The organism is Spirosoma horti (assembly GCF_054776595.1).
Genome location: NZ_BAAHBQ010000013.1, coordinates 23,796 through 46,837 on the forward strand (window position 1 = coordinate 23,796; position 23,042 = coordinate 46,837).

16 protein-coding genes are annotated in these 23,042 nt (G+C 50.1%); 7 read left to right on the forward strand and 9 right to left on the reverse strand.

The window, feature by feature from the left end; translation table 11 throughout:
• Window positions 1–64 precede the first annotated feature (64 nt).
• Window positions 65–1,402, reverse strand: coding sequence for an amidohydrolase (locus tag ACYVAM_RS29605; protein ID WP_461073771.1), 1,338 nt, complete (start codon window positions 1,400–1,402; stop codon window positions 65–67).
• A 287-nt stretch (window positions 1,403–1,689) separates the two neighbouring features.
• Here ACYVAM_RS29605 and ACYVAM_RS29610 point away from each other — a divergent pair, with 287 nt between their 5' ends.
• The 3 genes from ACYVAM_RS29610 to ACYVAM_RS29620 are packed head-to-tail and all read left to right on the forward strand — an operon-like array spanning window position 1,690 to window position 6,869.
• On the forward strand, window positions 1,690–4,839 hold the full coding sequence (locus ACYVAM_RS29610) for a SusC/RagA family TonB-linked outer membrane protein (RefSeq protein WP_461073772.1): 3,150 nt from the start codon (window positions 1,690–1,692) through the stop codon (window positions 4,837–4,839).
• Between the two features lie 24 nt (window positions 4,840–4,863).
• Window positions 4,864–6,324 carry a SusD/RagB family nutrient-binding outer membrane lipoprotein gene (locus ACYVAM_RS29615; RefSeq protein WP_461073773.1) on the forward strand — a complete coding sequence of 487 codons (1,461 nt, stop codon included), beginning with the start codon at window positions 4,864–4,866 and terminating at the stop codon, window positions 6,322–6,324.
• Window positions 6,325–6,353: 29 nt separating this feature from the next.
• Complete coding sequence (locus tag ACYVAM_RS29620) at window positions 6,354–6,869, forward strand: hypothetical protein (protein ID WP_461073774.1); 516 nt, start codon at window positions 6,354–6,356, stop codon at window positions 6,867–6,869.
• 106 nt (window positions 6,870–6,975) lie between these two features.
• On the opposite strand, the gene ACYVAM_RS29625 is transcribed toward ACYVAM_RS29620, so the two are convergent.
• Complete coding sequence (locus ACYVAM_RS29625; protein WP_461073775.1) at window positions 6,976–7,707, reverse strand: sulfite exporter TauE/SafE family protein; 732 nt, start codon at window positions 7,705–7,707, stop codon at window positions 6,976–6,978.
• A 104-nt stretch (window positions 7,708–7,811) separates the two neighbouring features.
• Here ACYVAM_RS29625 and ACYVAM_RS29630 point away from each other — a divergent pair, with 104 nt between their 5' ends.
• Window positions 7,812–9,791, forward strand: a complete 1,980-nt coding sequence (locus ACYVAM_RS29630; protein ID WP_461073776.1) for a S8 family peptidase — start codon at window positions 7,812–7,814, stop codon at window positions 9,789–9,791.
• Window positions 9,792–9,939: 148 nt separating this feature from the next.
• Here the strand turns inward: ACYVAM_RS29630 and ACYVAM_RS29635 are convergent, their stop codons facing one another.
• On the reverse strand, window positions 9,940–10,653 hold the full coding sequence (locus ACYVAM_RS29635) for an SDR family oxidoreductase (protein ID WP_461073777.1): 714 nt from the start codon (window positions 10,651–10,653) through the stop codon (window positions 9,940–9,942).
• A gap of 272 nt (window positions 10,654–10,925) precedes the next feature.
• Between ACYVAM_RS29635 and ACYVAM_RS29640 the strand changes: the two genes are divergently transcribed.
• Entirely contained in the window at window positions 10,926–11,648 is a 723-nt protein-coding gene (locus ACYVAM_RS29640) for a porin family protein (protein WP_461073778.1), read from the forward strand.
• Between the two features lie 91 nt (window positions 11,649–11,739).
• Here the strand turns inward: ACYVAM_RS29640 and ACYVAM_RS29645 are convergent, their stop codons facing one another.
• The 6 genes from ACYVAM_RS29645 to ACYVAM_RS29670 all read right to left on the reverse strand — a co-directional run bounded on the left by ACYVAM_RS29645 (window position 11,740) and on the right by ACYVAM_RS29670 (window position 17,140).
• Window positions 11,740–12,462 carry a head GIN domain-containing protein gene (locus tag ACYVAM_RS29645; protein WP_461073779.1) on the reverse strand — a complete coding sequence of 241 codons (723 nt, stop codon included), beginning with the start codon at window positions 12,460–12,462 and terminating at the stop codon, window positions 11,740–11,742.
• Window positions 12,463–12,660: 198 nt separating this feature from the next.
• On the reverse strand, window positions 12,661–13,503 hold the full coding sequence (locus ACYVAM_RS29650; protein WP_461073780.1) for an SDR family NAD(P)-dependent oxidoreductase: 843 nt from the start codon (window positions 13,501–13,503) through the stop codon (window positions 12,661–12,663).
• A 152-nt stretch (window positions 13,504–13,655) separates the two neighbouring features.
• Window positions 13,656–13,871 carry a hypothetical protein gene (locus tag ACYVAM_RS29655; RefSeq protein WP_461073781.1) on the reverse strand — a complete coding sequence of 72 codons (216 nt, stop codon included), beginning with the start codon at window positions 13,869–13,871 and terminating at the stop codon, window positions 13,656–13,658.
• A gap of 54 nt (window positions 13,872–13,925) precedes the next feature.
• On the reverse strand, window positions 13,926–14,384 hold the full coding sequence (locus tag ACYVAM_RS29660) for a MarR family winged helix-turn-helix transcriptional regulator (RefSeq protein ID WP_460940652.1): 459 nt from the start codon (window positions 14,382–14,384) through the stop codon (window positions 13,926–13,928).
• A gap of 164 nt (window positions 14,385–14,548) precedes the next feature.
• A complete protein-coding gene (gene ctlX / locus ACYVAM_RS29665; RefSeq protein WP_461073782.1) occupies window positions 14,549–15,478 on the reverse strand; it encodes a citrulline utilization hydrolase CtlX in 930 nt (309 codons plus the stop codon).
• A 156-nt stretch (window positions 15,479–15,634) separates the two neighbouring features.
• A complete protein-coding gene (locus ACYVAM_RS29670; RefSeq protein ID WP_461073783.1) occupies window positions 15,635–17,140 on the reverse strand; it encodes an arginine deiminase family protein in 1,506 nt (501 codons plus the stop codon).
• Between the two features lie 456 nt (window positions 17,141–17,596).
• Here ACYVAM_RS29670 and ACYVAM_RS29675 point away from each other — a divergent pair, with 456 nt between their 5' ends.
• Both ACYVAM_RS29675 and sufC read left to right on the forward strand, forming a co-directional pair.
• Window positions 17,597–22,021, forward strand: a complete 4,425-nt coding sequence (locus ACYVAM_RS29675; protein WP_461073784.1) for a beta strand repeat-containing protein — start codon at window positions 17,597–17,599, stop codon at window positions 22,019–22,021.
• A gap of 261 nt (window positions 22,022–22,282) precedes the next feature.
• On the forward strand, window positions 22,283–23,041 hold the full coding sequence (sufC, locus tag ACYVAM_RS29680; RefSeq protein ID WP_461073785.1) for a Fe-S cluster assembly ATPase SufC: 759 nt from the start codon (window positions 22,283–22,285) through the stop codon (window positions 23,039–23,041).
• The last annotated feature ends 1 nt before the right edge of the window (window position 23,042 follow it).

The following is a 23,042-nucleotide window of genomic DNA, read 5'->3' on the forward strand; positions in this document are numbered from 1 at the left end:
ATAAGAGATCCCTTCTCCATCTGCTGACCCAGGTCGCTTGCTCTTGTCCGTTACTGTTTTTGCTTTATTTTCCGCTAACAGCGCCCCCTTTGGCCGACTGATCCATATAATCGACCGTCAGGTGGCAAAGCGACTTCATACCTAGTACAAAACAAGCTTCGTCGATCTGAAAATCAGGTGTATGGTGTGGAGCGGCTTCCTCTAGTCTTTTCCCTTTCGTCATCCCACCCAGGAAATAGAAAAAGCCGGGCACTTTCTGCTGATAAAAGGAAAAATCTTCGGCCCCCGTCTGGGCTGGCGTCAGCTTCACATTATTCTTACCAGCTACGGCTTCGAGGGAAGGAGCCATCTGGTCCGTTAATTTCGGATCGTTGTAGGTAACGGGATACATGATGTTGATTTTCACATCCGCCTTGGCACCCGCACTTTCGGCAATGTTCGTAGCAATTTCATTGATGCGCCGATGCACCAGCGTCTGGGCTTCAGGACTGAACGTCCGGATGGTACCGATCATATTAGCCTCTTCCGGAATGATGTTCTGCCGGATACCGCTATGCAGCGCACCTACCGTTACGACGGCGGCATTATCGGTGAGAATTACATTTCGGCTCACAATGGTTTGAAGCCCCATCACCACTTGTGCGGATGTCACAATTGGATCGACGCCCGACCAGGGAGCCGCACCGTGGGTTTGTTTCCCTTTAATTTTAATCGCATACTCATCCACGGCAGCCATTGTGGCGCCAGGGCGGTATTTGATCGTACCTACTTCGGTTTGCGAATTAATGTGCAGACCAAAAATGGCATCTACCTTCGGGTTTTCGAGCACGCCTTCTTTCACCATCAGCTTAGCGCCCCCTTCCTCGCCAGCGGGTGCCCCTTCTTCGGCGGGTTGAAAGATAAACTTAACGGTACCACGTAGATCACTCTTGACCGAAGCCAGCACTTCGGCCGCGCCCATGAGCATGGCTACGTGGGTATCGTGGCCACAGGCATGCATGATACCCGTTTGCTGGCCATTGTACTCCGTGTGGGCTTCCGATTTGAACGGCAGGTCGACCCGTTCCGTTACGGGCAGGCCATCCATATCGGCACGTAAGGCAACGACGGGTCCCGGCTTACCGCCTTTCAGCAACCCAACAACACCCGTTTTGCCAACGCCCGTCTTGACCTCCATACCGAGCGCTTGCAGGTGTGCCGCAATTTTAGCCGCCGTTTGAAATTCACGATTGCCTAGTTCGGGGTGTTGGTGAAAATCCCGTCGCCAGGCAACCACCTTTTTCTCGAGGCTCTCGGCCGCTTTATCCATTCGGGCATTCAGGGCCGAATTTTGGGCAAATAATGCCTGAGAAGCGAACAGGCCAAGGCTTACGAGGCTGATACAGATAAATGGTTTTTTCATCAAATTGTTCAATTTGGCTGTATGTATAATAAAGTAGGAAAAGCACAGATTTAGACGAATGAGCAGCTATAATCAGCACGGTATTGGCATCCCTATGTACTGACCCATAGGACAGATATGCATATGTCGTCTAATATGCAGCAATTAGAAGGCAATTCCCAGGAATACTTTTTTTTAACAGTAGTTTCTAAAAAAAGTCTCATATTTTTTAACGTATTTTAATCTCATAGTGTACCTTTGTTACCCATTTTACTTTTTTTTACTATTTATTAAATCTTTACTCACCAATGCAGAAAATTTTATTCGGAAGCTGGCTGCTTTCGCTGTTATTCTGTTTGCCATCCATAGCGCAGGATATAGCGGTTAGCGGTCGCGTCACTTCATCAGACGACGGCTCTACTTTACCGGGTGTGAGCGTACAAGTAAAAGGAACGACCCGTGGTGCCATTACCGACGCCAACGGAGATTACAAAATCAGTGTACCCGCCAATGCCAGACTCGTATTCAGCTTCATTGGCTACACAGGTCAGGAAGTTGCGGTTGGGAACAAAACAACCATCAATGTTAGTCTGGTTGCCGGTTCGCAGAGTCTCGACGAGATCGTCGTAACAGCTCAGGGTATCGAGCGCGACAAGCGGTCGCTGGGTTACGCAACCCAGGAAGTAGGCGGTAATATTCTGGCCCAGCGCTCGGAGCCAAACCTGCTTAATGCCCTTCAGGGCAAAATAGCCGGTGTCAACATCACTGGTTCCAGCGGAGCGCCGGGTGCATCGACAAACATCAACATTCGAGGTATTACATCGTTCAATGGCAGCAACCAGCCGCTGATCGTGGTCGATGGGATCATTTTCAGTAACGATGTCAACGCCACACAAAACACGCTGTTCGGTACGCAGCCATCCAACCGTCTGGCCGATATTAACCCTGAAAGCATTGAGTCTGTCAACGTACTGAAAGGACCAGCCGCAGCTGTTCTTTATGGTTCGCGGGCATCGGCCGGTGCCATCGTCATTACGACGAAATCAGGCCGTAACCAAAATAACAAGACGGAAGTAACGGTTAACTCCTCGTACAACGTACAGGACGTCTATGGCATTCCTAAATTCCAGAATGACTATGGCCAGGGAGCGAATAATTTATTTACGGCCAACTCGGCCAACTCTTGGGGAGTTCCATTTGTGGGTGGTCCAACATCCGTTACAAACACCCAAAACTTGGTTGTGCCTTATCAGGCGTATCCAAACAACGTCCGTGACTTCTATAAGCAAGGCAGCATCATTCAAAATTCGGTTAACATTGCTTCTGGCGACGCTACCCGTAATTACATTATTGCTATTGGCAATACTCTCCAAAACGGTGTTGTCCAGAACTCGAAGTTCAACCGGACAAACGTCCAACTCGGTGGTGAATCTAAGTTGCAGAATGGCCTGAAGATCAGCGGTACGGGCACGTATGTCCAAACCGTATCGAGAGGTATTCCGGGTGGTAACGGCGCCAGTGCGTTCGGACAGATAACCCGTATCCCACGTAGTTATGATCTGGCTAACGAGCCTTACCAGGATGCCAACGGAAAGAGTATCTATTACTCAACGACATCTGTCAATCCGCAGTGGAGCGTTAATAACGAACGCCTTGACAGCCAGGTGGACCGTTTCTTCGGTAATTTTCAGGTTAGCTATGATGTAGCTAAATGGTTAAATGTAGCGTATCGAGTTACGGGTGATACCTACACGGACCGCCGTAAACTTGTCCAGCCAATTGGGGCAGGTCGTGCTCCACTGGGCGAAGTTCAACAGGATAACTTCTTCCGGAATGAATTGAATGGAGACCTGCTGATCAGCGCCCGGAAAGACAACTTATTTCTGGAAGGGTTGAATGCTAATCTGCTGTTAGGCAATAATATCAACCAACGAAAAACGCAGGAAGTCCTTGCTGTAGGTGCTTCGTTGACTATTCCAGGCTACTATAACATCAATAACGGTACCGTATTTACGGGTAGTACTGAGTCCTCCACAAACCGTCGGCTGGTAGGTTACTATGGTCAGTTATCGCTGAATTATAACAACTATCTGTTCCTGGAATTATCGGGCCGTGCTGACCAATCGTCTACCCTACCGAAGGCGAATAACACGTATTTCTATCCCGCAGCGTCGGTTAGTTTTGTACCAACAGATGCGTTCAAGATCAACTCCGACGTGCTGTCGTACGCCAAAGTTCGCGCGAGCATAGCCAAAGTAGGTCGCGATGCCGATCCTTACCTGTTGAATTCGGTTTACGCGACTTCATCTTACGGAAATAACGTGGCCAGCATCGCCTTTCCGTTATCCGTTAATGGTGCCAGTATTCCTGGTTTTGGTATCGGCAGCCGGATTGGCAGCAACAACCTCAAGCCTGAGTTTGTCACGTCTTATGAAGTAGGGGTAAATCTTGGCTTTTTCAAGAACCGACTGAGCATTGATGCGACCTATTTCGATTCAAGAAGTACCCAGCAGATTTTCAACGTAGCCGTATCGAACTCATCGGGATACGATACACGGACGACGAACGTTGGTGAGTTGCAAAACCGGGGTGTTGAATTAGTTTTGAACGCAACGCCTTTACGGATTGGTGGCTTCAAATGGGATGCTACGCTGAACTACACGCTGATTCGCAACAAGGTTATTTCCATTGCGCCAGGTGTGAAGTCATCGAACATCACGGGTGGCTCCTTTACGGGTATTGCCCCTTCTATTTATGAAGGTGCGCCTTACGGTGTCATTGTGAGTACAGCCAATGCTCGGGTACAAAGTACGGATCCAAACGGCTTGTATTACGATGCAACCGGCCAGTTTGCGGGTCAGTACCTTATCAATGCCACCAGCGGTCAGTTTGCGCCAGGCATTCCTAACTCGATCATTTCTACTCCACAGCCTAATTATATAGCTGGATTGACCAATACATTCTCGTATAAAGGTTTAGCCTTATCGGTTTTGGTCGATACGCGTCAAGGCGGGCAAATTTTCTCCTTCAATGCCGTCGATGCCCGGTCAAATGGTACAATGTATGTCACGGGAATTGACCGTGATCAGCCTCGTATTTTACCCGGTGTGATTCAAAACGCGGATGGTACGTTCCGGCCAAATAATATTCAGTTATCTCCGCAGGTATACTGGCAGGGATTAGGTGGTTTGGCGTCAGAAGCTGCGGTATTTGACGCTACGGTTTATCGTCTGCGCGAAGTAGCCTTGAACTACACACTACCAAAGACTTTATTGGGTAAAACGCCATTTGGCTCGATCTCCGTAGGTGTTAGTGGACGGAATTTGTACTTCTACGCACCTAACTTCCCGGCTGATCCTGAAGTAAACACACAGGGCGCGGGTAACATCCAGGGCCTTGACCTGAACGGACCACCTAACACACGCAACTTCGGCGGTAATATTCGGCTCACGTTCTAATCACTTTATTGATACGACTTATTTATGAAATTTATAATTCCAAAAAGCTATCTGCTCATTCCTCTCTTTCTGGGAATGGGTGCCTGTAGCAAATATCTGGACGTTAACGTAACGCCCAATAACCCCACCTCCGTTACACCAGCGGTATTATTACCAGGTGCTGAGGCAGGAACCGCTTTTGCAAATTCCAATGAGTTAAATCGCTTTGCCTCGGTTGTCGTTCAGCAGTTGACCGGTGCGTCGAACAACCCGCAAGCTTACGATGTCTATCAGACAAATGGAGCTGATTTCGGTAACCAGTGGAATTTCGAGCTCTACGGTGGTGCCTTGGTCAACTACCAGAAACTGGTCGAATTAGGTGATGCAACCAACTCGAAAGCTTACAGCGGTATTGCCAAGATTATGAAGGCGTATACCTTCAGTATTGCTACCGATGTGTGGGGAGATGTGCCTTACTCGCAGGCTTTGCAAGGTGAAACATTCTCGACACCCCGCCTGGACAAGCAGGAAGATATTTACAAAGGCAACTCTGCCCAGGGTATTCAAAGTCTGTTTGACCTGGTGCGTGAAGGAATAAAGGATCTTGATGCTGCATCGACCACGAAACCAGCCGCCGACGATATTGTTTACGCAGGCGATCTAGCAAAATGGAAGCGGGCGGGTAACACGATTCTGCTGAAATTAGCGATGACCATTAGCCGCAAAGAACCAGCCCTGGCGACATCGGTTATCAATGAAGTCCTAACGGGCAATAACTACATCACGACGAATGCTGGTGATTTGAATCTAACGTTTGGTGCCAGTGTAAACAGCCAGGCTCCTATATTCGTATATACCAACCTCAGCACGTTTAAGGATGATCTGATTATGAGCACCCGTTACCTGAATCTGCTCACGGCGTTGAACGATCCACGTCTGCCTGTTTTCTTCACGAAACCAGGAGCTAATTACGTAACGCTTGATAACGGTTTCCGGGGAACATTACCATCTCCGGTGGCTAACTGGTCGCGTTATAACAAATACGTAACTGGCAGCAATGGTGAAGGTCCTGTTCGGTTGATTACTAATTTCCAGCGGGCGTTTATTCTGGCCGAAGCAGCGCTTCGCCTGGGAACGCCCGGCGACCCACAGGCGCTGTATACAGAAGGCATTAAAGCCTCAATGGCGCTCGCCGGTTTAACCACCGATCAGGTTAATACATATCTCGCCAATCCAGCCGTAGGAACACTAACGGGAACAACGGAAGAGAAAATCGCCCAGATCATCACCCAGAAATACATTGCCTTTACGGGTAATGGTTTAGAGCTATGGAATGATTATCGTCGGACGGGATACCCCGCTCTTCAACCATCGCAGAATGCGGCTGGTATTGATGGCACCCGGCCTGTTCGGGCGGTGTATGTCAACAACGAGCTTCAGCGCAATCCAAACTTCCCAAATCCGGCTCCACAATCGAACATTCGCGTTTGGTGGGATATCGATTAATCATTCACGACTTTAAACACGCATAGTGCATGAAAAATACATTCATAAATATACTGTTTCTGGCTTTGCTGGCCGGTAGCAGCTTCTCTTGCAAGGACGACCTCGTTTATAGCGACCTCGTTCGTGATAATCGTCCGGCCATTCCGGTAACGTTTCCGGGCGCAACAACCTACGGATTTAACCCCTTCATCGTTACGTCACTGGCAGCGGGCGCTCCAATCCAGTTCACACTGTCGATACCTTCGACTAGTGGACGTACCATTAAGGAGATCACCAAAATTGTTGGCGGTGGTACGGGTATTAACGTGGCTACGTTGAATGCAGCTACCGCAACGACCGCCTTCAATACCGCTCCTATCGCGGGTAGCGGTACTACAGCAGTTTTCACCACAACGCTTGCCGCGTTTAAAACGAAGTATCCATCCGTAGCAACAGCACCTGTTGCGTTGCCAAACTACACAGAAATTCAGTTTCTGTTCCTGGTTACGCTGGATGATGGGACGCAGATTGTTCCTGAGCCTGTTCGGGTTCGCATTGTTGCGTAATTAATGAGTTAATTTTACAAAAAATGCCCTCTGATTAATCAGAGGGCATTTTTTTGTTAGGTTGATAGCTCGGCACGTTACCTGAGTGAGCAACCCGGAAATCAGCTTAGGTAAAAATCAATTTAACGCAGGCAACGCCCACCCCGAAAGCCAGCATATACCGGAGTGTTGGCACATTAAACCGATGGCTCCCAAAATACCCACCCAAAATCCCTCCGGCAAAAGCAGCGCCAATCCAGCCATATAGAGTCGGGTCGGGCGAGTAGCCTTTGCTCAACAGGCCGAATAAGCCCGACAGGGAATTGACAAAAATAAATAGTGCCGATGTGGCGGCCACTTCTTTTAGCCGCGCCCAGCGAAACAGGAGCATCAGTGGGCTTAATATAATGCCTCCCCCCATACCGATCATACCAGATAGCAACCCAATGACACCCCCCGTCAGCAGCCCCCCACCCAAGGGGATTGGCCGCGTTTGCTCTTCCTGCCCCCGGACTGTCCACAGCAGCCGAACCAAGACCAACAGCAGACAAACTGCCAACAATTGCCGGTATAGGGTGTCGCTGAGGGGTATGCGGGCACCCAGGAAAGCCAGGGGAATACTCGCGATGGCAAAGGGCCAGAACGTATGCCATCGAAAGTACCCGGCCCGGTAAAACTGGATAAAAGAGATTGTTGAGACAAACAGATTCAGGATCAGCGCCGATGGTTTGGCCAATGCCGGGGCAATGCCGAACAGGGCCATTGTGGCTAAATAACCACTGGCTCCGCCATGCCCTACAGAGGCATAAACGAACCCAACAATGAATAAACAAATCAAAAAAGCGAATGAATAATCCATAGAACGCGGTCTTCTGAGTAAATTGAGGTAGACTACTAACGCAACGGTACCGTCAGTATCTATCAATAAAGCGTTATTTTCGACGAAAGTTAACGGAATCGATCATGAATTCACCAAAAGCTTATCTGTTCTTTGTCTACTTCCTACTCGGCCTTGTTTCGGTTGCCCAGGCGCAGTTGCCGGTGCGCGGCACGCGCTGGACGGGCGTTGTGCTGACAGCTAACAAGGGTCAGGTTATACTGACATTTCAACGGGATACGTTACGCATCACACCAGAGAGTACACCTACGAAATTTGAGATTATGCGGTATCAGCAACTGGGCGATACACTTCGGCTACAGAACTTTTCAGGCCAAAATCCGTGTAGCAACGTAACAGGCTTCTACAGAATTACCTATACAGATAACGGAGAAAAACTACGCCTGCAATCAATTGCGGATGATTGCCCGGAACGGCCGAAAAGCCTCGAGTCAGCAGCCCCATTTATCCGTCAGCGTCTTTCTCCAAATCAGCCTCCGCGTAATTGGCCTTACCTTGACCCCACAGCCGATTCTATAGCGGGTATTAGTCTTTATCGAGCCTACGACTTACTGAAAAATCGAACGTCGGTACCCGTGATTGTGGGCGTACTGGACTCGGGCGTTGACATCAGCCAGGAAGATTTACGCGATGTGATCTGGGTAAACCCAAATGAGCGGCCCGATAACCAAATCGACGACGACAAAAATGGCTATACCGATGACCTGAATGGCTGGAATTTTATGGGCGCTAAAGATGGCACGACCTACGAGTACGATCAGCCCGAAATTACTCAGACCTACGTTGTGCTGAAGAACAAATACGACAAGGCAAACCCAGCCACACTTAGCCCTTCGGAGAAGCGGCAATACAACACTTACCAGACGGCAAAAAAGCAGTTCCTGAAACATTATGCGGTCGACCAGCCCAAACGAATAGCCTTTGCCGATACGGTGAAATTCTGGGCGGTAGCCCGTCAGATTGCCGCCAAGCTACCAGATTCAACAACGTCACAGGGTGCTATTCGTCAGGTCGATCTAGGAACCGATTCCGTAGCCATTGCGGTAAAAACTATTTTGGCCGATGGGTATTTTCCTCAATATGGGCCATTTTCGTATTACACATTCCTGGTTCGCCGGAACTGGGCTCGGTTTCGGCAGATCATGGGGAGCGAGGCCACGATTGCGTACAACCCGGATTATAATGCGCGCACCTCTGTTGGCGACAATCCCGCAAACCCAACCGAACGTTATTACGGAAGCCCCCGAATGATCATTGGTGAATCGCAGCAACTGGCCATGCACGGCAGTCATGTAGCGGGGATCATTGCAGCAAAACGAGGCAATGGCCGGGGTATCGACGGCGTGGCCGATAACGTCCGGATTATGCCCGTTTCTGTCGTACCAGCCAATGGCGATGAGCGCGATAAAGATGTAGCCAATGGCATTCGATACGCCGTTGAGAATGGAGCCAAAGTGATCAATATGAGTTTTGGCAAGCGTTTATCCCCATTCAAGGAACAAGTCGATGCCGCAATTCGATTCGCCGAAGAACACGATGTACTGATCGTGCATGCAGCGGGCAACAACGGCGAAAACTACGACTCGATTCCGGCCTATCCATCGGCTCGGTACGAAAATGGAAAAACAGCCCAAAATGTGCTGGTTGTCGGCAACAGCACCTGGCGCATTGGCGAGGGATTGCCCAGCCGGTCGTCCAACTATGGGTTGCAAACGGTGGATATTTTTGCACCCGGCACCGACATTCTGTCGACGCTGCCTCACAATGAGTACGCCAGCTTTTCGGGCACCAGCATGGCGGCCCCTATGACGGCAGGCGTAGCTGCTTTGTTGCGGTCCTATTTTCCAAAATTGACAGCAGTCCAGGTGAAGGACATACTTCTCAGAAGCAGTTTTAAACCCGATGTGCAGGTGCGAAAGCCAGGGCGGTCGAGTCAGCTAACGGCTTTCAGAAATCTGAGTCGGTCGGGTGGATTACTCAACGCTTACGAAGCCGTAAAGCTAATTCTGTCTGAACTGCCCGGCGGCCCGGCGGGATTTAAATGATTTTTTTGATTGATCTGATTACTCAACTCCCTGGTCTGTGTCATAACAGGGCATGACCTCATCCGGCAAGACCATTCGGTCAGATGGTCCGTGTCCTCACAGACCATCTGACTATAAAAAATCATAAAAATCCCGCCGGGCGTTCAGATTACCACGAAGCTTCCCGTTTATCGTGCCAGAACTTACCGGTTTCAGACTGGGGCGCTTCCGTAGCCAGCCAGACAATCGTTTCGGCCCCCTTGTCAACAGGTCGGCTGGCGCTGGCACCGCCCATATCGGTACGTACCCAGCCGGGATCGACACAGTTGACCGCGATATTATGCTCTTTTAAGGCACCGGCAAATTGCCTGGTTACAGCATTGAGCGCCGTTTTAGAAATGCTGTACGCGGGTGCGTACGTGCTCATGCCCGCTAACGAGCCAGCTCCACTCGACACATTGATGATTCGGGCGCCAGCCTGACTTTTCTGCAGATGTTCCAGAAAATACTGAATGACCATAATCGGCCCGGAAACATTCGTTTTCAAGGTTCGTTCCAGCATTTCCGGATTCAGATCAACAATATTTTCACCATGATCTTCCAGAACGGCCGCGTTATTAATCAGTACATCCAAGTGATCGGCTTTCTGAGACAAGGTTCCACAGGCTGTTCGAATGCTAACCGGATCGGTCACATCGAGTTGAATGAACGTTGACTCATAGCCTTCCTGACAAAGTTCTTCTGCGGCCTCCCGCCCTTTGGTTATGTCGCGGGAACCAATAAAAACGGCAAACCCACGCTGGGCTAATTGCCGGGCAATTTCCTTACCAATTCCTTTATTAGCTCCTGTAATCAGGGCAGTGCGCTGGTGTTCTGTTTTCATAGTTACTTATTTACTACCCTTTATTTACTCCACTTCCGGGTAAAATGTTTGTAAAAATAACCGTATCCTCAAACTCATTAACCGTTCCCTAAGTGCTGTTATATAAATTAGTAGATTAGCGGTTAATCTTACAAAGTCAATTTCTAATGAAGTATTTAATGAAATCGCTTTCTTGTTTTTTGGCGCTTACACTTCTGCCTATTGGACTATCTATAGCACAGAGTACAGCAACAACGCCAACAAGTACGACTACATCGGGCAGCACAAACCGCATGCAGGACCTTTACGATGAGCACCACGGCATTACCAAAAAAAGAGCAACCAATGCACCTGCCGGCTCATCTTCGCCATCGGAAAAGCCTGTCCGAACCAGACCTGAACGGCAAACCAACGAGCCTGCCGCCGACCAGTCGACAGCGGGCGTAGGCAAGTCAGATCAGGCAACTATGGATGGTAGCACCTCCCGCACCCGAATTGGTATTCGGGGTGGTGTAACGTATCCGTTCTATACGGAAAAAGTTGTAGGGATCGATCCTGCGCTGGGCTTTGTGGGTGGGCTAACGTTTAATTTTGGAAACGGAACGGTATCCTTTCAGCCCGAAGTCAATTATGCGCGATACAGTCAAAAAGTGAACGCATTTGGGTTCACCACAAAAGTCGCTACTGATGTTCTAGAGGTACCCTTATTTTTGAAAATCTCTTCAGGAACCTATGCGGGAAACCGCTTCTTCCTGAATGTAGGTCCTTATGCGTCCTACGCACTAAGCAATAGTGAAGATGGCAAAAAAATATCGCTTGATGGTGCCAAAGGTCGGTTTGGGTTTGGGGCGGCCGCCGGTGTTGGCGCGGCCATAAAAGCCGGACCCGGCCATGTTACGGTTGAGGTCAGAGGGCTGTATCCGCTGGGTGATACAGACAATGGTTTCAACACCAATTCAAAGACAATTTTTGGACAAGGAACGCTCGGTTATATATTTCCCCTGGGTGGCCGGTAAACAACGAAATTTCTCATAGAGTGGGTTTTAAAATGGCGACGACCGGTTGGTCGTCGCCATTTTTGTTTCTCCACGAAAACGGACAACTCGTTCAGCTTTGCTTCCGAATTTTCGATAGGCCCGTAGCTTCCTGCGACGTTACCGATGGATTGCCGGTGTAATTAACCGTACTAACCCCATCGGCCGACGCTGACAAGGTTTGTGTCACATGAATATCGGCCCGGCTAGCCCCATCGGCCCGGACGCTGGCACGGGCAATCGTTAACTTGTCGGCGCTTAATTTGCCCGCCCCCGACAAGCGGATATCGGCCTCGGCGGCCGTTCCCTGGAGGGTAGCCTGCGAACCTTCTTTCACCGTTAACTTCAGGTTTTTAGTCGAAATGGGCGCGGTCAGGCGGCTACCGGTTTCAACAATTGTCGTTAATTGGTTGCTTTCAATCGGCAGATCTGATTCAACACTACAGCCCGTACTCACCAGAATTTCGTTGAGTCTGGCTACATGAATGGTTACGGTTACCCCTTTCGTTTGGTTGAAGCTTTTGTTTTTTGACAGCATAACCGTCAGTTCCCCGTTTTTCACCTCCGTCACAACATGCTCAAGAATATTGCTCTCCCCTTCCAACTCAGCTACACTGGCATTGCCAGCCATAATGTGAACACGCATGCCCACGCGAACCGTTAATTTATTAAAACTACCAAGGGTGCGTTGTTGCTTCACAATCTGACCATTACCGGTAATGGAATTTTGGGCGTACACGCCCTGTGTCAGAAATGTAAGTAGAGCGATAAAGGAAGTTAGTCGTAGTGTTTTCATATCCAGAAAGCTAAAGGTTATGTTTATATAGTAAAGATGGTCATTATTGGCTGACGTTGCTTCCTCAATGAAAAATAGGATAGAGCACGGCTGTGGTTGTATCAAACGGCCTCTGGCTGTATGAGTTAAACGCATTGATATTTCTGATCAGTCTTCTACTCAAACAGCCAGAGGTTGTTTGGTACACCATATGTTAGCCTATACAAACGCCATACTTTTATTCCATAAGTCAGCCGCCCGTTTGTTTGTCAGATCATTATGCTTAACCGACTTGGGCTTCGAATCCGCGAAAAAACCGCCGGAGCCTCCCGCTTTTCCATCTGTTCTGGTTAATACAGCCAGTGGGGCCGTCGCTAAATAAACGGATGTTTCAGCTCCTCGCTCCGGTGTCCGCATGAACGGGCGCGCCAGACCCATGAGCAAGCCGATGCCGCCCGTGAAATTGCTGCCGAACCCGGAGTTGACTACGCCCGGATGTACGGCATAGGCAGTAATGCCGACATCGGCATATCGGCTTGCCAACTCTTTGGTGAACAAGATATTAGCCAGTTTGCCATCGCCATAGGCCGACAGGATCGATAATTTTCCGTCTCGCTGAAAAAAGCGGGATGCATTTCCCAGAGCATAAGCAGCCGACGACAGGTTAATGATACGAGCTTCGCCAGCGGCCTTGAGCAAATCCATTAGGTGATAGGTCAATATAAAATGACCAATGTGATTAGCATAAAACGATTTTTCAACGTTATCGACAAACTCAATTCGGTCGGGCGAGTAACCGGCATTATTGATCAGCACATCCAGCGTCTGATGCGTACGCTTAACCTGATCGGCCGCCCGGCGGATGGAGACAGCATCGGTCAGATCGGCCAGCAATAGGTTGACGGATATGGCCGGGTTTGCCTGTCGCAGGATGTTCACGGCCTCCTCCCCTTTCTCTTTGTTGCGGCAAAGCAAGATCAGATTGAATCCTTTCCGAGCCAGTGCCTTTGCTGTTGCCAGACCAATACCCACGTTTGCCCCCGTAATCAATGCCGTTTTCATGAATAGATAGTGTTTAGGAACGAAAGTCCTGGGATGATTGCTGGTAGAAAAATAAACAAAACCAGGCAGACTAGTTATAAATTAACTAGTCTGCCTGGTTTTGTTAAAAGAGACAGGCTGATAAATTGGATAGGAAAACCCTGGCGTAAACCTTAGAACATCAATTTCCAACCATTAAAGAACAGGTCTTTACCTGGCTGCCCCGACCAGTTATGCTGATCGGCAGGCTCCTGAACATCGTGCTGGGTAGTATCCTTCTGCACAACAATGGCCGAAATGCCTTTCTTAGCCAATGAGCGGCAAATGTCTTTCGTGGTTTCCGTAGCATTACTGCTGACTAGTCCAATAGTTTCTTCGTTCGTTTTCATGGCTTTTGGTTTGTTGTATGTGCAAACAATCTTTTCAGTAAATTTTTTTGCGGCCTAGCCCAATGCCTGGGCCGCTTTGAACACCTGTTGGGTTAACCGACAAACGTCCGTTTCTCCAATCAGTTCCGAGTAGTGCTTTCCTACCCGATCCCAGGCTTCGGCAATTTCCGGTTGAAGGGCTATGCCCTCGGTTGTCGGATAAATCAGCGTTTTCTTTCCCTCCGATTCCCGCCGGACTAACTGTTTCTGTTCCAGTTTTTCGACCAGGCGTGTAATCGTCGATGGCGTTAAATAGAGCGTTTCACTTAATTCGGATGGTGTTATGCCCGGCTGGCCAACGACTTCACACAACATATACGCGTGAGAATAGCACATGCCAAAGCGACCAAACTCCTCATCGCCGATGGCCGTAATAGCTCTTGATAGTGCATTGGCTGAAAACAGCAGACAGGCACTGAAGCGCGTTACGGATTTTTCTTCATCGGCTAGGATAACTGTTTTTTCGTCCGTCATTACGTCCTTCTAAAAGTATGTTACAAAGATAGAACACGATATTTGTATGTGCAAACAAGAATTAGAAAAAATTTTAACAACGATTATACGGTAAGTGATAAATACAAGAAACGTTTCTCATTATCAAACACTTACCGTTTACTAACCAACAAGCTGATAGCTTTTTATTTTCTGGGCAAATGAATTTCGGCCATCATGCAGCGGGCAGAGCCTCCGCCATTTCCTTCAATCATTGACAGATCGAAGTGAAACAAAGTAGCATAATCGTCCAGAAGATCGATCTGTTTGGGCGTCAGGGACTCGAAAGCCCGAGTAGACATAACCAGCAATTTCTGGCCTTTCTGGGTTTGTACCATAAGCATGTTCCCCGCAAAACTGGCCATCTGTTCCAGCGAAATGTCGATAATCCGCTTTTTCAGTTTTTCCAGTTCCTGACGCACCATAAGCCGCTCGTCGGGGTCACTGATTGCAGACAGGCACACCACGGCAAAGGTATCGGCAATGCACATAAGTACATTGGTATGGTAAATGGGTTTTCCGCTTGCATCCGCCGAGTGAAACGACACGGTCCGGTAGCCGGTCTGCTTACTGAACTCAGCCAGCACATCGGGGTGCGTTCGGGGAGAAAGGCTGGCAAACGCGACACGGTTCATCCGGTCGAGTACCATACTTCCAGTACCTTCCAGAAACTTACCTTCTTTCTCAAAATGGGTTAAATCAACGACTTTAGCCACATGATACTGCTTGGCCAGATCGTCGATTATATCCTGCCTACGTTCGAGACGCCGGTTTTCGGCCTGCATTGGATAGAGTACGACCGTTCCGCTGGCATGAAAAGAAACCCAATTATTGGGAAAGATCGAGTCGGGTGTATATGGTTCAGCGGTATCGTCATAGATCAGTATGTCCACACCGATTGCCTGAAGCTGGCCAGCCATTTCATCGAATTCACGCCGGGCATCTTCCTGAGCTATGTCCTTTGTTTGGGCCGCCAGTTTTATATCCTGAAACGCGTTCGACTCGGCCGTTTCGCTGTTGAAGCCAAAATTGACCGGACGAATCATCAAGATTCGGGAAGTAGCCTGTGATTGCATATGCTGAATGGTAAATGGGTAAGACTCGTAAAGTTGTAAGGCCAATAAAGGTTAAATCTCTTGCAAATTAGCACCTGGTTGTCATTTTGACAATGGTTTTCGGAGGGCTGGTTCCACCCATAAAACCCTTCCCGTCGGCTTTCCGGACTCACCCCTTCACACCTCTTCCCGGAAAAGGGGTAAGCTCATGCAGTGGGAACCGCCCCGCGCCCGGCTTAATTCGGCCGATGGCAACATAATAAATGTGTTTTCGATGGTTTCGGGCGAAGACTCGCCCCGCTCGAACCGGGCGAGTAATTTAGCCGCGCCAATCACCTCGAACCCTGCACTTCGGAACGCATCAGCCGTTTTCTCATTCCGGTCGTACCCAACAACGACGCCATCTTTTAGTGCCAGTAGGTTGCACGAGTCTGTCCATTGCTCACGGGCACCAAACGGGAACTCGTTATTTCCAGAATAGATAAACTGGATTGGCTCGGTGGCACCAAGGTCGTTTTTACTAATGTCGGTCAGCAGATCTTCGAGGTTTTCAATTTCAATGGGCTTTTGTTCCTGGCCTTTCCTGAATTGCATGATTCTCAGATCTTCCGATACGTCTTTCGGCGCAAAGAAGTGAATGACATCGCGTTTTCTGGTTTCATCGCCCGTACGGGCCAACGACCCAAGCAACACCCATACATTGCGCTTCACCTGGGTGAAAACGGTATCGATGTGCATATAGTCACGCTTCTTGGGAATCTGAAGAATCGTCACTTTATCGACTACATCTTTATCAAACACAAGCCGCATCACTTGCTGAGCCGCGTATAAGGTTGTCCGTTCGCTAACGCCAACAAGAAGATGGCGTTTGCCAATCATCATAACGTCGCCCCCTTCCAGGGTTGTTCGGGTAACATCGCGCTTGGTATCCGCATCCGGGAGCAGAAAAGCGTGCTCATTATCAGGTATCTCCAGTATCTTATCCTGATAATCAACAAAGAGCGGGTGATTGAAGAAAATATATTGCGCCAGCAGCGCTTCGCGGGTACGGGCCAGTTTAGCGGGTTTATTTAGCAGAATATGGTCGTTGATAACAATACCAATATCCCGCGTAAAAATAAAATTAGGCAGGGGCGCAAACAGCATCGTCAAATCAGGCAGCGAACCGGAAATCATGATTTTTGCCAGTTCGACGGGTTCGTATTGACTCAATTGCTGCTGGGTCCGAAACGACGTTCGTTCAATGCCGCATATGGCCGCAATCAGCCGGGTTCTGATAACTTCATTGGCCAGAATATCGGAGAGCAGGCATTGAATGTCAATGACCTTATCCGACTTAAAATAATCGGCATGGTCGGGCTTAAAAAACGACCGGTCAGAATCGGGCCCGAGTTCGGCTATCTTTCCTTTTACCTTGTCGGGGTCCAGAAAGTATAATAAAATCTTAACGTAATAATCATACTCATCACGGCGCATCATATCCAAATGAACGATGTCCTCAAAGAGCCAGTCCTGCGCCTTTGACGGCACGACTTTACCCAAGCCCCGGTCGGGACTGTGGATAAGCAGACGCCTTAACGTACCGATTTCCGATGACACATTGATGCGTGATGAACGATGGGCTGGCTTATCGTCCTGTGTAATTACCGATTCAGCAACAACATTGTTTTCTTCATTCGCCATAGATGAATTCAGCTTAACAGCCCTTGGCAGGCTCGACTTGCAAGGTACTCGTTTGCAGTAGGAAATAAAAAGCCTTGACTATGCCTTCAACTTTTTATCGACAAAGATGTGCCAGGAATTGACCTGTAAGGTAATATATACAGCTCTGTACTAACTTTAATCCTAAATCAGGGTGTATTGTAATTTACCGCATAACATATTTAGTAACACTTAAATACTGTTTTAATAAAGAATGGCACACTGTTTGACTGAGGGTACGTATAGCAACAATTTCATACTGTGTTATACATATCGTTCATGAAAATACACACCAATAAGGTAGCGTTGGCCAAACACATAGGACATTTTGTTAAGGATCACCGACACACAAATAGCCTTTTTAGAACGTATGGATCGGCTCTGTTTTTTAAAAGGTTTTTACTCCTTATTAGTCTATTGGCGGGCCTCACTAAGCCAGTGGTTGCCCAGACTACGACGACGAACTCTGTTAATCTAACAAATTTTGCGGACAAATCGAAAGCCGCCCAGGGCCAGACGATCACGCACACGTTGGTCCTGACAAATACAGGCACATCAACCGTAAACGGTATCGTTGTGCGCGATTCACTTTCGACCGGCCTACGTTATTTACCCAATACATCATCTACCCCGCCCGGCACTGCGTTCACGGTTGGCGTACCCATCAGCACCTGGTCGGTACCATCGTTAAGCGCCGGTCAAAGTTTAAGCCTGACATACCAGGCAGTTGCCGATAGTTCAGGCGTATTGTATAGTATAGCAACCATACCCGGCGATACGGCCGCATCCTGCACATCCATTCCAGTTAGAGTTTGTGAGGGAGATACCTATCTGTTTCAATTGACGGGCCCTGGCGGACGAAGCAGTTATCAATGGTTCAAGGATGGCGTAGAAATTACCAGTCAAACCACGCGCGTATTAAATATAACCGCACCGGGCAGCTATAGTCTGGCCGTCGATAATACGACGGGTAAATGTCCAGACTTTTCACTTTGCCCTTTCATTATCGAGCAATATGCCTTACCTGCTTTTCAGGCTAGTGCTTTATCGGCAAGCTGTTCGGGCTCTACAGCTCAGGCCAATGGACAAATCAAACTAACGGGCTTCGGTGCTACAGATACTTATCAGTATTCTGAAGGAACAGAATTTAACCCGTCTGCTTCCTTGCCCGAAGCGCCTGCTGTTATTCCGGCCGATGGCCTGATTGCAACGAATTTATCAAACCCAACAACAAACAAATCCTATACCATCCGGGTCTACAATGCTTCGGGTTGTTATGTTGACAAAACAGTAGCTCTGGTTCCGGCATCTTGTTGCAGTCTTGTCGCGATAGTCACTCCCGGTGCCTGCGATGTAGTGACAAATACATTCTCCAGTACGGTGACTGTTACACTCGCTAATTCCACCGCAGGTGTGCTGACTATCACCGATGGACCACTCAGCCAAACGGTGGCCACAACGGGCAGTGGACCGGTTACGGCTGTTTTTGACAATATTATATCAAACGGAAGCTCTCACATTCTAATAGCTAGTCTAGCAGGTTGCTCTAGCACTTCAGCTACCTACACGGCTCCGGCCTCCTGTTCGGTGGCCCCTCCACAACCAAGTCTGGCCATCAGTATCAACCCTGGTGCCTGTGTGCCTGCCACTAATCAGTATAGCCTCTCGGGCACCCTTAGCCTGAGTGCCGCCGTGGCCACCACCCTCACCCTGACCGACGGGACAACCTCGACTACACTGGCCATCACGGACGGACAAACCACGGCTCCCTTCACGTTGGATGGACTAACCTCAGGCTCAGGCTCCCACACCCTGACGGTGAGCGGAGCAGGCTACACTCAGGTGACGGCCACCTACACCGCTCCGGCCTCCTGCTCGGTGGCACCTGCTCAGCCCAGTCTGACCATCACCGTCTCACCAGACGCCTGCGTGCCTGCTACTAATCAGTATAGCTTGAGCGGCACCATCAGCTTGAGCGCTGCCGTGGCCACCACCCTCACCCTGACCGATGGCACCAGCTCGACCACCCTGGCCATCACGGACGGACAAACCACGGCTCCCTTCACGTTGAATGGCTTGGCCTCAGGTTCCGGTTCGCACACGCTGACGGTGAGCGGCACGGGCTACACTCAGATGGCGACCACCTATACGGCTCCAACCTCCTGCTCGGTGGCCCCTGCTCAACCCAGTCTGGCCATCAATATCACCCCTGGTGCCTGTGTGCCCGTCACGAACCAATACACCCTCTCGGGTACCCTTAGCCTGAGTGCTGCCTTGGCCACCACGCTTACCCTCACCGATGGGACCAGCTCGACCACCCTGGCCATCACGGACGGACAAACCACCGCTCCCTTTACCTTGGAAGGCCTGCTCTCGGGCTCAGGTTCCCACACCCTGACCGTGAGCGGGACAGGCTACACTCAGGTGGCCGCCACCTACACCGCTCCGGCCTCCTGTTCGGTGGCACCTGCTCAACCCAGTCTGGCCATCACCGTCTCGCCCGGCGCTTGTCTGCCTGCCACTAATCAGTATAGCTTGGGCGGCACCATCAGCCTGAGTGCTGCCGTGGCCACCACCCTCACCCTGACCGATGGCACCAGCTCGACCACCCTGGCCATCACGGCTGGACAAACCACCGCCCCTTTCACTTTAGATGGCCTGCCCTCAGGCTCAGGTTCGCACGCCCTGACGGTGAGCGGAACGGGCTATACTCAGGTGACGGCCACTTACACCGCTCCGGCCTCCTGCTCGGTGGCCCCTGCTCAACCCAGTCTGGCCATCAGTATCACCCCTGGTGCCTGTGTGCCCGTCACGAACCAATACACCCTCTCAGGCACCATCAGCCTGAGTGCTGCCGTGGCGGCCACCACGCTTACCCTCACCGATGGGACCAACTCGACCACCCTAGCCATCACGGACGGACAGACCACGGCTCCCTTTACCTTGGAAGGCCTGCTCTCAGGTTCGGGTTCACATACGCTGACGGTGAGTGGGACAGGCTACACTCAGATGGCGACCACCTATACGGCTCCAACCTCCTGCTCAGTGGCCCCTGCTCAACCCAGCCTGGCCCTCACCGTCTCGCCCGGTGCCTGTCTGCCTGCCACTAATCAGTATAGCCTCTCGGGTACCCTTAGCCTGAGTGCCGCCGTGGCCACCACGCTTACCCTCACCGATGGCACCAACTCGACCACACTGGCCATCACGGCTGGACAAACCACCGCCCCTTTCACTTTAGATGGCCTGCCCTCAGGCTCAGGTTCGCACGCCCTGACGGTGAGCGGAACGGGCTATACTCAGGTGACGGCTACCTACACCGCTCCGGCCTCCTGCTCGGTGGCCCCTGCTCAACCAAGCTTGGCCATCACCGTCTCGCCCGGTGCCTGTCTGCCTGCCACTAATCAGTATAGCTTGGGCGGCACCATCAGCCTGAGTGCTGCCGTGGCGGCCACCACGCTTACCCTCACCGATGGGACCAGCTCGACCACCCTGGCCATTACGGACGGACAAACCGCGGCTCCCTTCACGTTGAATGGCTTGGCCTCAGGTTCGGGTTCACATACGCTGACGGTGAGCGGCATGGGCTATACTCAGGTGACGGCCACTTACACCGCTCCGGCCTCCTGCTCGGTGGCCCCTGTTTTATCTGGCTTAACCTTGAGTGTTACAGATCCCGGTGTTTGCGATCCGGGGAGCAACCTTTACACCTCAACTGGCATTATTACACTCACAAATGCGCCGTCAGGCATAGCTACTGTAACCGATGGAACGATCACTACATCCCTTTCGATAAGTGCCGGAACTACCTCGGTTGCTTACAGCCTAACTGGTCTAGTAAGCGGTTCGGGAATGCATACCGTAACGGTTAATTTTGTCAGCCAATCTGCCAGCACCACCTATATTGCGCCTGAATCCTGTGTCATTAACTCGCCAGTGCCGGCGGTCTTCGCTCTTCAGCAACTAGTTGATAAATCGAAAGCGAAAATTGGTGAATTGATAAGCTACACGATCGTGCTTACCAACACCGGTACTAGTTCAGCGACGGCAACAACCGTTCAGCTAACGCAAACGGTCGGATTAGCTTATGTGACTAACTCGGCTACCCCGCCAGCCGGTACTGTCTTTAATCCAGGGCTTTCACTCAGTAGCTGGACAATAGCCTCAATCAGCGCCGGACAAAGTCTAAGTCTAACCCTCCAGGCTAAAGCTGACAGCTCGGGTATCTTTCAGAACATAGCTTCCATTCCTGGTGATACGGCCAAGGTATGCACCTCTGTACCCGCCAAGGTTTGTGTGGGAGAGGAGTTTGAGTTCCAGATCTCGGCCGCGGCAGGTCATAATCGCTACCAGTGGTTCCGTACTTTCCAGGGAGTAACCACTGAACTGACTAGCTTCACAGCTAACGTGCTCACTGTCACCCAGCCCGGCGAATATAAATTGACGGTAGATGGTCAGACAGGACAGTGCTCGAACTTCAGTTGCTGCCCCTTTATTGTGGAGCAAGATAGCCTACCTGATTTCCAGGCCAGTGCCCGACCTGCCACCTGTACAGGTAGCACAGTACAGGCCAATGGTCAGTTGGTAATCAAGGGGGGGCAGTCCACCGACACCTATCAGTACTCGCTGGGGTCCAGCTTCAATGAGGCAGCCTCCTTGTCGGGAACAGCCAAAGCCATACCGACGGATGGGGTACTGGCTAGTAATCTGGTAAATCCAGCGGTCGCGCAGGCCTATACCATCCGGGTTTACAATGAATCGGGCTGTTATCGAGATGTAACCGCGTTACTGATACCAACGGTATGTAGTTGTCCGGCAGAGGTGTGCGTGCCGTTCGTCGTTAGCCAGTCCAGGCGGGCCAGATGAATTGGTGACCCATACTAATTGATCGCTTACCCCCAAGCGACTCAGCGCTGGACTCCTGAAATAACGTAACTGAGTAAAACTCCCTTTGTGTACTGACTAAGACAGTTTTGGTCGGTACACAAAGGGAGTTTTTTGATTATCAATGAATAAGCTGAATGCAGGCCAACTTTTAACTACCCGATTTTGTTATCAAACAGCGCAGATGCCATTTCATCTGTTAACTTTGCGGCTTTATTTAGCGCTGTCACGATACAACCTATTATGTTATCCATCAGTAATTTACATGCCTCAATCGGCGAAAAAGAAATATTAAGAGGCCTCAACCTGCAAGTCAACGCCGGTGAGGTTCATGCTATTATGGGACCAAATGGTGCTGGAAAAAGCACATTGGCGTCGGTCCTTGCAGGTCGTGAAGACTATGACGTAACGGGCGGCAGCGTGGTATTTGATGGCAAAGACTTATTAGATATGGCGCCTGAAGACCGGGCAGCTGAAGGTATTTTTCTGGCTTTCCAGTACCCAATAGAGATTCCCGGCGTCAGTACAACTAATTTCCTAAAAACAGCGCTTAACGAAATTCGTAAGTATCGTGGTCAGGAATCACTTGATGCGGTCCAGTTTCTGAAGTTGATGAAAGAGAAGATGAAGCTCGTCAACATCGATCAGTCGCTGCTGAGTCGCTCCCTGAACGAAGGCTTTTCGGGCGGTGAGAAAAAACGGAATGAAATCTTCCAAATGGCCATGCTCGAACCGAAATTGGCTATTCTTGACGAGACGGATTCGGGCCTGGATATCGATGCCTTACGGATTGTGGCCGATGGTGTCAATAAACTTCGGTCGCCAGAACGATCAACCATCGTGGTAACCCACTATCAGCGCTTGCTGGATTACATCGTGCCCGATTATGTACACGTATTATACAAAGGTCGTATTGTCAAATCGGGGCCGAAGGAATTAGCCCTCGAACTGGAAGAAAAAGGATACGACTGGATCAAGGCTGAAGCCGAAGTAAACCAATGAG